At 64.6% G+C, this 14,161-nt stretch carries 11 protein-coding genes; 3 read left to right on the top strand and 8 right to left on the bottom strand.

The window, feature by feature from the left end:
* Positions 1-54 precede the first annotated feature (54 nt).
* Positions 55-2,952, bottom strand: a complete 2,898-nt coding sequence (locus SMA01S_RS10850) for a TonB-dependent receptor (RefSeq protein ID WP_169804226.1) — start codon at positions 2,950-2,952, stop codon at positions 55-57.
* A gap of 128 nt (positions 2,953-3,080) precedes the next feature.
* Here SMA01S_RS10850 and SMA01S_RS10845 point away from each other — a divergent pair, with 128 nt between their 5' ends.
* Positions 3,081-4,454: a glycoside hydrolase family 28 protein gene (locus tag SMA01S_RS10845; RefSeq protein ID WP_066821465.1), complete on the top strand. Its 1,374-nt coding sequence runs from the start codon at positions 3,081-3,083 to the stop codon at positions 4,452-4,454.
* 39 nt (positions 4,455-4,493) lie between these two features.
* Here SMA01S_RS10845 and uxaC read toward each other — a convergent pair whose 3' ends face one another.
* From uxaC to SMA01S_RS10815, 6 genes are read right to left on the bottom strand one after another with little or no spacing between them, the layout of a single operon-like run.
* On the bottom strand, positions 4,494-5,918 hold the full coding sequence (uxaC, locus tag SMA01S_RS10840) for a glucuronate isomerase (protein WP_157093898.1): 1,425 nt from the start codon (positions 5,916-5,918) through the stop codon (positions 4,494-4,496).
* 5 nt (positions 5,919-5,923) lie between these two features.
* Complete coding sequence (locus SMA01S_RS10835) at positions 5,924-6,694, bottom strand: SDR family NAD(P)-dependent oxidoreductase (protein ID WP_066821463.1); 771 nt, start codon at positions 6,692-6,694, stop codon at positions 5,924-5,926.
* A complete protein-coding gene (locus SMA01S_RS10830) occupies positions 6,684-7,904 on the bottom strand; it encodes a UxaA family hydrolase (protein ID WP_066821462.1) in 1,221 nt (406 codons plus the stop codon). The genes SMA01S_RS10835 and SMA01S_RS10830 overlap by 11 nt, the downstream gene beginning before the upstream one ends.
* Positions 7,897-8,217, bottom strand: coding sequence for a UxaA family hydrolase (locus SMA01S_RS10825; protein WP_066821459.1), 321 nt, complete (start codon positions 8,215-8,217; stop codon positions 7,897-7,899). The genes SMA01S_RS10830 and SMA01S_RS10825 overlap by 8 nt, the downstream gene beginning before the upstream one ends.
* An 11-nt stretch (positions 8,218-8,228) precedes the next feature.
* A complete protein-coding gene (locus SMA01S_RS10820) occupies positions 8,229-8,882 on the bottom strand; it encodes an RraA family protein (protein WP_066821456.1) in 654 nt (217 codons plus the stop codon).
* Between the two features lie 10 nt (positions 8,883-8,892).
* Positions 8,893-10,218 carry an MFS transporter gene (locus SMA01S_RS10815; protein WP_084250238.1) on the bottom strand — a complete coding sequence of 442 codons (1,326 nt, stop codon included), beginning with the start codon at positions 10,216-10,218 and terminating at the stop codon, positions 8,893-8,895.
* A gap of 171 nt (positions 10,219-10,389) precedes the next feature.
* Here SMA01S_RS10815 and SMA01S_RS10810 point away from each other — a divergent pair, with 171 nt between their 5' ends.
* Positions 10,390-11,130, top strand: a complete 741-nt coding sequence (locus SMA01S_RS10810; protein WP_066821453.1) for a FadR/GntR family transcriptional regulator — start codon at positions 10,390-10,392, stop codon at positions 11,128-11,130.
* A gap of 23 nt (positions 11,131-11,153) precedes the next feature.
* Here the strand turns inward: SMA01S_RS10810 and SMA01S_RS10805 are convergent, their stop codons facing one another.
* The gene (locus SMA01S_RS10805; RefSeq protein ID WP_245649237.1) at positions 11,154-12,797 is read right to left on the bottom strand and encodes a rhamnogalacturonidase; all 1,644 of its coding nucleotides are present in this window, start codon (positions 12,795-12,797) and stop codon (positions 11,154-11,156) included.
* An 86-nt stretch (positions 12,798-12,883) separates the two neighbouring features.
* Here SMA01S_RS10805 and SMA01S_RS10800 point away from each other — a divergent pair, with 86 nt between their 5' ends.
* The gene (locus SMA01S_RS10800; RefSeq protein ID WP_066821450.1) at positions 12,884-14,026 is read left to right on the top strand and encodes an enolase C-terminal domain-like protein; all 1,143 of its coding nucleotides are present in this window, start codon (positions 12,884-12,886) and stop codon (positions 14,024-14,026) included.
* The last annotated feature ends 135 nt before the right edge of the window (positions 14,027-14,161 follow it).

Below are 14,161 nucleotides of genomic sequence, written 5' to 3'. Positions count from 1 at the left end.
CCCGGGAGAGGTTGGGCCGGGCTTTCCCCCTTTTGGCGCCATCGGCGCTTGGCTTTAGAACTTCACCGCGACGCCGGCGCTGAACTTGCGCCCGCTATAGGCGCTGTACAGCGAGTCCTGACGGCTCGAGTCCATGAACAGTCCCAGTTCCTGGTTCGTCAGGTTCTGCGCTTCGATGGTGAACTTGACCTCGGGCGTGATCTGATACGAGGCGGTGGCGTCCAGGAAGAAGGACGATATGTTGCCCTGCACGTCGCTGCCCGCGCGGCCCGACGGCACGCGGAGGAGAAACTTGTCGCGATACGCGCCGCTCGCGCGGATGCTGAACTTGCTGTCCTCGTAATAAAGCGTGCCGTTGAAGGTGTTCTTCGACAGGTTCACCAGGTCGTTCAGAACCGACGTGCTGCAGGTCGCGTTGGTGCAGTATACGATCTTCGAGTCGACATAGGTGTAGTTTGCGAGCACGCCCAGGTTCGAGAGGAAGCCGGGCAGGAAATTCAGGCCCATCTGGAAGTTCACCTCGACGCCCTTCAGCGGACCCCCGGGCGTGTTGGTCTTGTTCGACACCGTGAAGATCGTGGAGCCGTCCACGCCCTGCGCCCCGTTGAGCAGCGAGAGCGGCAGGCCGGTCTCGTTAAAGGGAATGTTGCGCTGGAGTGTCTGGATGAAGGTGTCGATGTCCTTGTAGAAACCGCCCACCGAAATGATCCCGCTCTTGCCGAAATAATATTCGAGCGAAACGTCCGCCGTCTTGGCGCGGATCGGATTGAGCAGGAAGTTGCCGCTCGAAACGGTCCGGGTATTGAGGGCGATCGAAACCGCGCCCGGCAGCAGGTCGGATAGTTCCGGCCGAGCCATGACCTTGGCCGCGGCGAACCGCAGGATCAGGTTCTTGCTCAGATCGGCCGTCAGCGTGGCAGAGGGGAGCCAGTCGTCGTAATTCCGCGAAAGGCTCAGCTGCGTGCCGACCAGCGACCGACCGGCCTGATTGGTGTGGACATAGCGGACCCCGACATTCCCGCGCAGCCGGACCGGTAGCGCATCGGTGTCGAATTCGATCATCCCATAGGCCGACTTGACGGTTTCCTTCAGATTGGCCGAGGTCGTCGTGGTCATCGCATAGAGACCGGTCTCGTTGCTGAAACCCAGAACCGAGTTGAACTTGCCATAGTCCGGTTCGGCCCAGCCCGAGATGGTATCGACCGGCAACGACTTCCCGAAGTCGGTGACCGGGGTGGTCAGCTGGGCCATCGTCGTGCCGGCAGGGAGCAGCGGCGCCAGATTCTGCGTCACTCGGCCGGTGCTGAACGTCTGATATTTCGAGTCGCGATACTGGGCGCCCGCGCGAAGCTTGACTCCGTGCAGGATTTCCCAGGCTGCGTTCAGTTCGGCGGTCGTGTTGTTCGTCATGTCGCGCCCGCGGGTCAGCGCGAGCGTGCCATTGGTCGTCCCGTCGGCGGACGGGGGCCCGAACACGAAGTTGGCTGGGTTGTTGACGTCGACGCCCCAGTCGAGGTTCGGGATCCGGCCGCCGTCGCGATAGTCGAACGAGAAGCCGTTGACGTTGTTGGCGAAGATGCCGATCTGCGTGCGCATCGGCCGGTCGACGATCGTGCGCGACATACCGATATACCCGTCGAGCTTCAACGCGCCGAAATCCTGCGAACCGGTGAAATTGATCTGGCTGAACGTGGTCGTATATTTGGTCAGCGTCAGATCGGACGTGAGATCGACGCCGTTGAACTTGCCATAGACCAGCGTTCCGTCGTCCGCGCGCACGGCATCCACCACCGAGCTTTCGGCGCTGCCATGCTGACCCGCGTTGCGAGAGAACGAGATCGCCGTGAGCGTCTGGTCGCTACGGGTAACGTCGTAGCGCGAGAAGAGGCCGTCGAGCGCGAACTTCGTGCCGACCGCGGGTTCGGCCTGGAGGCTGAGCGTGGCACCGAGGCGCGAATAGTCCTGGTCCGAGCGGATCAGGCGCGGGCTACGCGGCACGAAGGTGTTGGCATTGTCGACCAGCGCATAATTGGCCGCGTTGGTCGGGGTATTGGGGAGGCGCGGATTGCCGGTGGAGCAATTCGCCGCGTTGCTTCCGTTGGTCGCGCTGTTCCCCGGGCTCTGCGGCGTATAGCCCACTGGAGAGCAGAAGTGATTCAAGCTACCCTGAAGGATGTCGATCGCCGACCACCCCTCTTCGCGCGTGTAGCGCTTGGTATAAGCGACGGAGGCGGCGATGCCGAAGGTTCCGTCGAGAAACTTCTTGGACACCAGTGCCGTGACTCGCGGGCTGACGCGCCCGCGCAGATCATCGTACGTGCCCTGCGCGCTGGCCGCCAGGGTGAAGTCGTTCTTGAAATCCAGCGGGCGCGGGGTCTGCAAATCCACGGTCGCACCCAGCGACCCCTCCTCGATGTCGGCCGACATGGTCTTGCGGACCGAAAGCGAGCTGAACAGCTCCGAGGCGAAAGCGCTGAAATCGAACGAGCGCGACGAGACATAGCCTGAGCGGATGTCCGACGAGCCGGTCGAGCTGGCGCCCTCCATGCCGTTCAGCCGGACGCGGGTGAACTGCGCGCCCAAACCACGGACCGAGATCGTCTTTCCCTCGCCGCCGTCACCGCGAGTAATCGCGACGCCCGGAAGGCGCTGCATCGATTCAGCCAGGTTCGAATCGGGAAACTTGCCGATATCCTCCGCCAGGATCGTATCGACGACCCCGGTCTCCTTGCGCTTGAGGGCCAACGAATTACTGAGCGATTCGCGAAAGCCGGTGACGACAATCTCGTTCGTTGCCTCGGCCTGGTCGGCTGGCGCCGCTTCAGGTGCCGACTGAGGCTGACGCGAATCGGTCTGCGCCTCCGCGGGCGCTGCGATCAACGCGCTGGTCGCGATCGCCAGCACGGAAACCATGCTCAAAGCCTGCGGCAAATGCCGTGTATGAAATGCCATTCGGAACCTCCCCATTGCAGCTTTTTGCTTTCAAGGTGGACAAACCTGTAAGACAGATTAACCTGTAAGACAAGATGGCAGCTGCACGATTTCGCAAGCGGCCGCGGCAAACGGATGGAGAGGCTGACATGGACCGATCGCGACGCGAAATTCTGCGCCGAGCGCCGGCGGCGGGGCTGCTCTGTGCCCTCCCGGCCTTTCCCAGCCTGGCGGCCCCGGGACGCCGTTTCGACATCACCCGTTACGGCGCGGTCGCCGATGGCAGCACGATCAACACCATTGCGATCCAGAAGGCGATCGATACCTGCGCCCGCGCCGGCGGGGGCATGGTTGTAGTCCCACGTGGCACCTTTCTGAGTGGTTCGGTCGTGCTCAAAAAGGGTGTTGGGCTGGAACTGCGCGAGGGCGCGGTGCTCAAGGGCTCACCCAACCTCTCCGACTACCCTCTGGTCATGCGCCGGTTCGTCGAGGCCTTTCCGGAGCCGCTGCGCATGGCCCTGATCAACGCCACCGGCAATCACGGCCTGCGCGTCATTGGTCCCGGCACGCTGGACGGCAATGGCGAGCCTTTCTGGCGCATGTTCTTCAACGCACCCAAGGAAACTGTCGACGGACACGCCGTCCAGTATCACTTTCCGCAGCTCGCCTTTCTGCAGGATTGCGACGACCTGCTGGTCAGCGGCGTGACGTTCAAGGATTCCGCTTTCTGGAACCTGCATCTATATCGCTGCCGGCGGGCGGTAGTGGAGGATTGCCGCTACGAGGTGCCGCATCACATCCGCGCGCCGAGCAGCGATGCCATCGATATCGACAGCTGCCAGGACGTGATCGTTCGCCGGTGCCATTTCTCGGTCGACGACGATTGTATTGCGCTCAAGGGGACGCAGGGCGCCGGGGCTGCCGCTTATACGGCAGCCCCGCCCACCGAGCGAATACACATCCATGACTGCGTCTTCACCGAAGGGCTGGGCTGCGTCACCTTCGGCAGCAACGGCACGATCATGCGCGACATCAAGGTCGAGCGGATCACCAATGTCGGCGACATGCCGACGATCCGCTTCAAGATTCGTCCGGACACGCCAGGCCAGGTCTATGAGCGCCTCCACGTCCGGGGCATCCACCTGCAGCCGGCCTCCAACCCGCCTTCGCACTGGCACAATGGCGAGGTGTTCTACGGCCTCGGTCATCCCGAGACTTTCGGCGCGGATGATCCCGCGATCGGCCTGATCGTCAATGCCCGGCTGACCCATGGCACCAAGGTGCCCGCGGCCCCGCCGGGCGGCATCATCCGTGACATCCTGATCGAGGACGTGCGTGGCACCACTCGTGGCTTCGGCAATATCTCGGGCAACGCGACGACAGCGATCTCGAACGTCACGTTGCGCGATGTGGACGTGACGCTCACCGATCCCAACCGCACCCGTCTGGTGGCGCGCGGCGTGGCCGGCCTGAAGCTGGAGAACGTACGGGTAAACGGCGCGCCCGCAGTGGTCGACGTCTAGGCCCTCCCGGTCAAGGGAGGGCCGATCCAGAGGCCCGGCTCAAAGCCGATACGCCGCCTTCACGAGATTGTATGCCAGATCCTTGGCCACCTCGAAGGCCTCGTCGCGCTCGAGGCGATGCTCGGCAACCAGCCGTGCAAGGAAGCCGCAATCCACGCGCCGGCTGAGATCGTGCCGCGCCGGAATCGAGAAGAACGCCCGGGTGTCGTCGTTGAAACCGACGGTGTTGTAGAAGCCCGCGGTCTCGGTAACTTGCTCGCGAAAACGGCGCATGCCTTCCGGGCTGTCGTGGAACCACCAGGCCGGGCCGATCCGGAGAGCGGGGTAATGGCCGGCGAGCGGCGCGATCTCTCGCGCATAGGTACTCTCGTCCAGCGTGAAGAGGATGATCGTCAGGTCGCGCTCGTTGCCGAAGGCGTCGAGCAACGGCTTCAATGCGTGGACATAATCGGTGCGCGACGGCCAGTCGTCGCCCTTGGCCTCGCCAAAGGTCCGCTTGATGTACGGATTCTGGCTGCGCAGCGCGCCGGGGTGGATCTGCATCACCAGCCCGTCCTCCAGGCTCATCCGCGCCATTTCGGTAAGCATCTGGCCACGGAAGCGCTCGGCGTCGAGCGCGTCGCCCTGGCCGGAAGCGATGTGCGCGAACAACGCCGCAGCTTCGGCCTGGGGCAGGTTTTCAGTATGCGCGGTAGGATGGCCGTGATCGGTCGAGGTCGCGCCTCCATGCTCGATGAAATAGCGCCGCCGGTCGCGGAGCGCCGCGAGATAGCCCTCCCAGGTACCGACATCATGGCCGGTAATTCGCCCCAGCTCAGGCAGGTCCTCGCGGAAGCGCGGATGCTCGGGGTCGATGACATTGTCAGGCCGGAACGCGGTCATCACCCGACCCGACCAGCCGCTCGCCCTGACCGCCTTGTGATGGCGCAGGTCGTCGAGCGGGTTCTCGGTCGTCGCGATCGCCTCGATACGGAAGCGCTCGAATAGCGCGCGGGGCAGGAATTCGGGCCGCTTCAGCTGCGCGTCGATCTGGTCATAAATGCGGTCGGCATTGCTCGGCGACAGCCGCTCCGTGATCCCGAGAATCTCGTGGAACGCATAGTCGAGCCACATCCGGCTCGGCGTGCCACGCAGCAGGTGGAAATTCTCGGCGAAGCGCCGCCATATCTTGCGGGTGTCGGTCTCTGTCCACCCGCCGTCGATCCGCGGCACGCCCAGTTCCTCGAGCGGCACCCCCCGACTGTAGAGCATCCGGAAGATGTAATGGTCCGGGACGATGAAGAGGGTGGCCGGGTCCGGGAAAGGCTGGTTCTCGGCGAACCAGGACGGATCGGTGTGTCCGTGCGGACTGATGATCGGCAGGTCCTTGACCGACTGGTAGAGCTCGCGCGCGATGGCGCGCGTCTCGGGGTCGGCGGGGAGCAGTCGATCGGGATGCGGCGCCAGCGGCATTTCGGTGGTCATGATTGTCAGAATCCCTGGGAGGCGCCGCCGTCGATGGGCAGCAGGACACCGGTGACGAACTTGGCGGCTGGCGAGCAGAGATAGACCGCTGCCCAGCCGATATCCTCGGCCTCGCCGAAGCGGCCCATCGGCGTGCGCTGAAGGATGCGGTCCGAACGCGCCGGGTCGTTGTCGAGCGCCTTGCGCAGCATCGGCGATTCGATCCAGCCCGGGGCAATCGCATTGACCCGCACGCCTTGCCCCGCCACTTCGACCGAAAGCGCGCGGACCATGCCGACATAGGCCGATTTGGCGGCCGAATAAGCAATCACGCCGGGCATGCCGAGCATCGAGGTCATCGACGCGGTGAACAATATGCTGCCGTGTCTCGCCGCGAGCATCCCGGGCAATACCGCGCGGGTCAGCGCGTGCGCGGCAAGGACGTGCGTGTCGAGCATGGTCGAGAATTCCGCGACCTCGGTATCGACTGCGAGCTTCTTGAAGTTGATTCCCGCATTGTTGACCAGGATCGAAACCTTGCCCGTCTTCGCGATCACCCGCTCGACCAGCGCCGGCAGAGTGTCGAACGCGGTGACGTCGGCGGCTTCCCAATAGGCACCCTCGCCCAGTTCCTCCGCCGCGGCCTGCACGAGCTCGGCGCGGCGGCCGACTAGCACGACCTTGGCGCCGGCCGCATGCAGCGCGCGTGCCATGCCTAGGCCAAGGCCGGAACCGCCGCCGGTGATCAGCGCGACTTCGCCGTCGAGCCGGAATGCCTGTGCGGCATCAAGCGACATTGCGGCACCCCCGATCAAGGTCCGGCGTGTCCTGGTGCTTGTACATCACGAAATACTCCCTGTGTCCGAGCGCTTCAGGCTTGCTCGGCATGCCCTCGGCGATATCGGCGACCATCGCGCCGAGTTCGTCGGCGCCTTCGTCGAGCGTCATCTCTCCCGCCAACACGCGGCCCGCGTCGAAATCCATGTCCTCGATCATGCGGCTATAGGTGCGGCTGTTGCCGGTGACCTTGACCAGAGGCGCGACCGGCGATCCGATCACGCTCCCCCGTCCGGTGATGAACAGCACGATCTGGCTGCCCCCCGAGATCAGGTCCATAATGCCTTCGGTGTCGTTCGGGTTGGTGTAGCCGAACTGCATGAAATGCTCGTCGGGCACCGAATCCATCACCCACATGCCAGGCCAGGGCGGCTGCTCGCCGACCTTGATAACGCCCTGGATCGGGCGCGATCCGCTCTTCGCGAACGCGCCCATGCTCTTTTCTTCGATCGTCGTGAGCCCACCGGCGAAATTACCGGGCGAGATCGAATATTGCCGCACGTCGCGGCAATAGTGCTCCGCCTTGGCATAGGCCGTCTCCAACTCGCCGCGCGCGCGATCATCGGCGGCGCGCGCCAGGATCACGTCGCGCAAGCCGATCATCTCGACGATCTCCTCGCAGATCGCCGAGCCGCCGGCATCGACTACCCGGTCGAACAGCCGCCCAACTACGGGATTGCCGACCAGCCCGCTGGTTCCATCGGACCCGCCGCATTCGGCACCGAGCGTGAGGTCGCGAAAGCCCATTGCGACGCGGGGCGTCTCTATTCGGATGCGGTCCCGCAGGTCGGCGACGATCGCCTTGCCCTTCTCGGTCGAGGAACGCGTTCCGCCGGCATCCTGAATGAAGAAAGAGGCGGCCGGACGGCCGCTCTTCTCCACCGCTTCGGCGATCCGTGCCGGCTGGGTATATTCGCAGCCGAGTCCGACCGAGAGCACTGCACCGACATTGGGGTGCCGCGCGAGGCTGAGCACCAGCCGGATGGCGTATTGATTATCGTAGCAGCCGGGGAAGCCGATGACCTGAACGTCGTCCTCGCCCGCAGCTATCGCATGCGCGACGAACGCGGCGCACTGGACGGTATAGATCACGAGCACGAGGTTGCGGACGCCCTTGCGTCCGTCGGAACGCAGATAGCCGGTCCACTGGCGATCGAAAGTTTCAGTCATAGCGCACGTCCTTTGCCACGCCCGTCACCACGTCGAACCCGCCCGAGCGCTCGTCGAAGCTGCTCGCAATATTGTGGAGATGGACCCATTCGCCGGCGCGGATCGACCGGCTCGCCGTGCCGATGGTAATGCTGAACTTCACGACCGGCGCGCCCGCTTCGATATCGGCCAGCGCCACCTTGTGGCCCAGTGCGATCGGCTCCAGCAGCGCGAGTGCGCCGCCGCCTTCGCCGCGCACCTCGACGCGATCCTCGGCATCGCCGAGCAACGTCGCGACATTGTCCGCCGCGTGGATTCTGAATGCCGTCGTCATCTCGTTCCCGCTCACAATATGCCGTATTTGGCGAAGGCGTCGGTGCTCGACATGCCGGCCTCGATCTCCTTGCGCACCAGCTTCTCGCCGCGCACCTTCTCCAGCGCGCGCTCGACCACCTCGGTCTCGTGCGCCCCGGGAATGACGACCACGCCGTCGAGATCACCGAACACCAGGTCACCGGGCTGTACCGTCACTGGCCCCACTTCGATCGAACAACGATAGTCGACTACTTTGGTGCGGACTCCCGAATCCTGCGCGAAGCGGCCACGGCTGAACACCGGCCAATCCTGTTCGAGCACCTTCGGCGTATCGCGATGATAGCCGTTGATCACCGCACCGGCGCCACCGCGCATCCGGGCGGTCGCGGTCAGGATCTCGCCCCAATAAGCACAGCGCATCTCGCCGCCGCTCGCGAGATAAATGTCGCCCGGCTCGAGCTGGTCGAGCGCCTCGGTGAGCTTACCGAACGGTTGATCCTGCGGTCCGTAGACGTCGATCATCAGCACTGGCATGGCTCGGCCGATCAGCTTCATGTCGGCCGTCATCGGCTGGATCGGCGCGGGCAGGAACTGGTGGTACAGCCCCAGCGTGTCGAGAATGTCGCCTACTACCGGCGTGTAGAGTTCGGCCCGGAAAAGGTCGAAAAGCGCTGCGTCGTGCATTGTTGCTCCATCAAGACCGGTCGCGGTCCGTCTGCGAACGCTCCGCCGGCGGCGAAGGCCGCCGCAGGATCAGCGCCATGACGAGCACCGCGAGCGGATATGCCGCCGCGGCACCGACGAACAGGACCATGTAGTTTCCGCCAGTGGCGTCGAGGATTCGTCCCACCGCCATTGCTACGAACATGCCGGCGACACCGGCCGCGAAGCCGCCGATGCCGATCACCGAGCTGACCGCGCCCGGCGGCAGCGTGTCGGAGACGATCGTGTAGAGATTGGCCGAAAGCCCCTGGTGCCCCGCCGCCGCCAGCGCGATCAGCAGCACTGCCGGCCACATGTCCGACATGCCCGAGACGAGCGCGACGGGGATCGGGCACATCGCCATGCACAGCATCGCGATCATCCGCGCGCGCAGTGCCGGCATGCCGCCGCCGATCAGCCGCGACGAGAGCCAGCCCCCCGCTACGCTGCCGATGTCGGCGACCAGATAAATCGCCACCAAGGGCGCGATAGACGCCATCATGTCGACGCCGAAGCGCTGGTGGAGGTATCCGGGAACCCAATTGAGATAGAACCACCAGACGGGACTGGTGAGCAGCATGCCGAGCGCATAGGCCCAGGTGCCGCGATAAGCGAAGCAAGCGAGCCAGGGCACGCGCGCTGCCTCGGGCGCGCCGGCGTCGCCCGCCTTGATATAGGCCAATTCCTCGGCCGAAAGGCGCCGCTGCCGCTCGGGCGAATCGTAGAAGCGCAACCACAGCGCCACCCAGATCAGGCCGAGCGCACCCGCGATCAGGAAAGCCGAGCGCCAGCCGACCAGCGCCACTACGAAGGGCAGACTGATGGGTGTCACGATCGCGCCGATATTGCTGCCGGCGTTGAACACTCCCGTAGCCAAAGCGCGCTCCCGCACGGGAAACCATTCGCGCACGGCCTTGATCGAGGCGGGGAAATTGCCACCCTCGGTGAGGCCCAGTGCGCCCCGCGCGAATTTGAAACCCAAAGGGCTGCTCATCAGCCCGTGAAGCGCCGCGCTGATGCTCCAACCGGCAACCGCGAGCGAAAGGCCGCGCCGAACCCCGATCCGGTCCATCAACCGTCCGCCGAACAGATAGCCGCACGCATACATTAGCGAGAAGGTGGCAACGACATCGCCATAGACGGTCTCGGACCAGCCGAGCTCGATATCGAGCGTTGGCTTGAGCAGGCCGAAGATCTGGCGATCCATGTAGCAGAGCGTCGTCGAGGCGAAGAGCAGCCCGCAGATCACCCAGCGATACCGTCCGGCAGGCGCCGAGGCGCCGGCCGCGTCTGCGACCGCGCCGAAACTCGTGGTCATGCCTTCAGCTTCCTCACGGAATTCGTTCTTAGGATCTTGTCCGCAATCCTGTAAGACAGGTGCTACCAGCTTGCACCACGGCGACGCAAGCGGCTTTTTGAGAAATGCCGGGGAGGCACGCTTGCCCTGCGGCGAAAACTGCCGATAGATCACGCTTCAGGAGGACATGTTGTGCAAGCGACCAGCAACGAGGCCGATGTCGGCGGCGCGAAGACGACCGGGCTGGTCGAACGTGTCATCGACTATCTGCGCGATTATGTCGCAAGCGAACAACTGCGCCCCGGCGCCAAGCTACCGAGCGAGACGACGATCAGCACGACACTGGGCGTCAGCCGGCCGGTGGTGCGTGAGGCAATGCGCGCGCTAGCCGCCACCGGGTTGGTGGAGATGGCGGTCGGCAAGCGGGCGACGATCGTTTCCGTCGACGGCGAAATGATCTCGCGCGTGATCCGGAATGCGGTCCTGATCGGCCAGGCCGAGGCGCGCGACATTCTGGAAATGCGCCGCGGCATCGAGATTGCGATGGTCGCCCTCGCCGCCCAGCGCCGCAATGATCAGGACGTCATCGAGCTTCGTGCGATCATATCCGAGATGGCCGATCATCTGGGCAATGCGGAGCGCTATTCGAGCCTGGACCTCGAACTGCACATGACGCTCGCCCGGGCGACCGCCAATCCGCTCTATCCGCTGCTGATCGAGGCATTCCGCCAACTCATCGAAGCCTCGATGCTCGCCGGCATCGAACGTTGGTCGGCGACGCCCGAGCTCAAGCGGGTGCAGGACCTGCACGAGGATATCGTCCGCGAAGTCGTCGCCGGAGACCCGGCCGCAGCGGCCGCCGCGATGGCGCAGCATTTCGACGATGCGCTTGCCGCGATCCTCGCGCCGATCGGGGTGGGCAAGAAAGGGTAACGTCCCTTCAAGCGCGGCCCGGGTCAGCTCTCGGCGAGCGTCACTACTGCCCCCACCGCGATATCTCTGCTCGCCACCGCACGCACCGCGCCCGCCCTGTCCGCGTTCGACCGCAGCCCGTCGATCTGCGCGCCCGCGACATCGTCCAGCACGATCGCGGGCCGCGCATCGGGCCGCTCGACGGCGAAAGTCACATCCTTCGCCGCTACATTGCGGGCGTGGCGGACATACAAGCCGAACGCGGGCAGCGTACCCATGAAGCTCGGCTCCAGGCTCGAATTGCGGCGTTCGGGCGGTATTCGCGCCGCGTCCTCGACTGTCCCGCCGCCGCTGCACGCGACATGGACGCCTTGGAGCGACACATCGTCGATCGCCTTGTCCGCTATGCCGACGATCCCGCACGGATAGCGGCCGTCCGCGCCCGATACGTTGATGTCGGCAAAGCGCACCCGCCGCACCGTTCCGACCGGCGATCCCTCGGGCGCGCGCTGCCGGGCGGACAGACGCACGAACAGCGGGTGGTTGACCGGATTGCGCATCGTGATGTTGGAAAAGGTCACGTCTTCCAGGGTGCCGCCGTCGATCGCACCGAGTTGCAGCCCGCGGCTGTTCTCGCAGATGCAGTCGTTCACCAGCACATTGCGGAACCCGCCGACCGAATCGGTGCCGAGCTTGATCCGTCCGAGAACGCCGACCTTGTCGGTCGATAGATAGTCGGACTTCGCATACGTCCCGTCAATCAGGCTGCCCAACGCATAGCCGCTGGTCTTGCATCCGCTGACCACGATGTCCTCGCAGACGATCCGCCGGTTGAGCGCGTAGGAGCTTTTGAGGCAGATCGCATCGTCCTTGTGGGCGTTCACCACGCAGCCGGTTAGCCGCACTCCGCGGCAGCAATCCAGATCGATGCCGTCGCGGTCGGTGTCGACCGTCAGATTATCGACCGTCACGTTGCTGCAGCCGAGCAGATAGACCGCGAAATGACCGCCCTGCAGGATCGTGAAGTCGCGGAGCAGGACGTTGCGACTCCCCTTGAACGCCACCGCCTTGTTGCCGCGGCCCTGCTGTGCGCGCTCTTTCGGGTCGATCAGCCGCGCCTGTTCGGGCGTCAGCCCCATCGAGGCGGGCGAGCGATAGTCCGGCATGCCGTGCCAGCGCGGTCCCGGTCCCTCGCGCTCCAGCCCCAGGCCGTGGATCAGCCCCTTGCCGATGATCGCGACGTTGCTGACCCCATCGCCATAAATCAGGCTGGTATGGTTGTGGTAGACGCCGAAATCGGTGAACTGCTCCTCGAACGCGGCTTCGGGCAGGTCATAGTGGAGCCCATGCGTGTCGGGATCGGCGGCGATCAGCGTCGAGCCGGAGGAGAGCACCAGCGTGATATCGTCCTTCAGCCGGATCGAAAAGCAGAGATACTTGCCAGGCGGTACGATCACCGTGCCACCGCCCGCGCGCGACGCCGCCTCGATCGCCTTGTTGATCGCAATGCTGTCGATCGACTTGCCGTCGCCCCGGGCGCCATAATCGCGCACGTCGTGAAAGGTCCGCAGTCCCCCCGTGGCGCGCACCGGCATCGCCGCGAGCGCGAAGGCCGCGCCCATTCCCAACGCGAACGCACGGCGGCCAAACTCAGCATTGGCCAGCAACAATGGCGACGCACTGGACATCCGCCCTCTCCTCCGTGTCGATTCATGTTGTCGGGAAGATGTAGTCTCCGTATCCTGTAAGACAAGTTTAAAGGTGAGGATGCCGAATGCGCGTCGAGAAGTTCGAGACCTGGATCTGCAAGCGACCCAAAGGGCTGTTCGACGAGGAGCGCGAGGGCGCGGCGCCGATGCCGTGGAGCTATGGCGTCGGTCGCATCACCACCTCCGACGGGATCGAGGGAATCGCGACCTTCTGGGCGGCACGCTCCGGCGCGGTCACGGACGCCTATCTCGCCGACGTGATCGCGCCGGTGATTCTGGGCCGCAGCATCCATGACCGCGAGAAGATCTGGCACGATTTCTGGAACATCGACCGGCACGGCGCTTTCTTCCCGGTCTTCGTGCCGGGCCCGATCGACGTGGCGCTGTGGGATGCGGCGGCCCGCACCGCCGGGCTGCCGCTCCATCGCTATCTCGGCAGCTACCGCACCAGCATGCCGGTCTATGCCAGCAGCCTCTGGCTACCGGCGATCGAGGATTATGTCCGCGAGGCGCTTCACTACAAGGAACGCGGCTTCAAGGCGTACAAGGTCCATCCCTGCGGCCCCAGCAGCATGGACATGGCGATCCATGCCGCCGTCCGCGAGGCCGTCGGGCCCGAGATGATCCTGATGACCGATCCGGTCGCCGAATATACTTTACCCGAGGCGATCCGCGTCGCCCGCCATCTCGAACAACTCGGCTATTATTGGTTCGAGGAGCCGTTCCGCGACTATGAGCTCGACAAATATGCCAAGCTCGCCGCCGCGGTCGACATCCCAATCGTCGGCACCGAGACCACGCGCGGCGGTCCCTGGGGCGTCGCCCAGGCGATCAAGGCCGATGCGCTCGACATGGTCCGCGCCGACGTCTCGTGGAAGGGCGGCATTACCGGCACGCTCAAGGTCTGCCACCTCGCGGAGGCGCACGGGATCAATTGCGAACTGCACACCACCACGATGGGGCCGATGGACGTCGCCAATCTCCACGTCGCCAGCGCGGTACGCAATTCGGAATATTTCGAGCTGTTCGTGCCCGAGGACACATTCCAGCTTCCGATGAAGCAGAGCCTGCGCGACTTAATGGATACCGACGGCAACATCCATGTGCCTGAAGGGCCAGGCCTTGGAATCGACATCGACTGGGATGTCGTGGACGACAATTGCACGTCGCACCGCATCTTCGACGCCAGGAAGACCGCGAGGGCCTGAGAATCCTAAAGGCCAGTGTGACGAACCGATCGGCGCCGGGCCAAGGAGCCTTCGCTCCTTCGAGCACCGAGCGGATTCAGGATAGGGTGTCGAGATAGACGAGCCCCGTCCTCGCGCAGGAACAGCGCCGCAGGA

It is taken from the genome of Sphingomonas mali NBRC 15500 (assembly GCF_001598415.1).
Classification (GTDB): domain Bacteria; phylum Pseudomonadota; class Alphaproteobacteria; order Sphingomonadales; family Sphingomonadaceae; genus Sphingomonas; species Sphingomonas mali.
This window is presented reverse-complemented; position numbering and strand designations above follow the sequence as displayed.

Coding starts and splice junctions, on each gene's coding strand:
- SMA01S_RS10850 (WP_169804226.1), bottom strand. CDS start 2,952: ATGGCATTTCATACACGGCATTTGCCGCAGGCTTTGAGCATGGTTTCC.
- SMA01S_RS10845 (WP_066821465.1), top strand. CDS start 3,081: ATGGACCGATCGCGACGCGAAATTCTGCGCCGAGCGCCGGCGGCGGGG.
- uxaC (WP_157093898.1), bottom strand. CDS start 5,918: ATGACCACCGAAATGCCGCTGGCGCCGCATCCCGATCGACTGCTCCCC.
- SMA01S_RS10835 (WP_066821463.1), bottom strand. CDS start 6,694: ATGTCGCTTGATGCCGCACAGGCATTCCGGCTCGACGGCGAAGTCGCG.
- SMA01S_RS10830 (WP_066821462.1), bottom strand. CDS start 7,904: ATGACTGAAACTTTCGATCGCCAGTGGACCGGCTATCTGCGTTCCGAC.
- SMA01S_RS10825 (WP_066821459.1), bottom strand. CDS start 8,217: ATGACGACGGCATTCAGAATCCACGCGGCGGACAATGTCGCGACGTTG.
- SMA01S_RS10820 (WP_066821456.1), bottom strand. CDS start 8,882: ATGCACGACGCAGCGCTTTTCGACCTTTTCCGGGCCGAACTCTACACG.
- SMA01S_RS10815 (WP_084250238.1), bottom strand. CDS start 10,218: ATGACCACGAGTTTCGGCGCGGTCGCAGACGCGGCCGGCGCCTCGGCG.
- SMA01S_RS10805 (WP_245649237.1), bottom strand. CDS start 12,797: ATGTCCAGTGCGTCGCCATTGTTGCTGGCCAATGCTGAGTTTGGCCGC.
- SMA01S_RS10800 (WP_066821450.1), top strand. CDS start 12,884: ATGCGCGTCGAGAAGTTCGAGACCTGGATCTGCAAGCGACCCAAAGGG.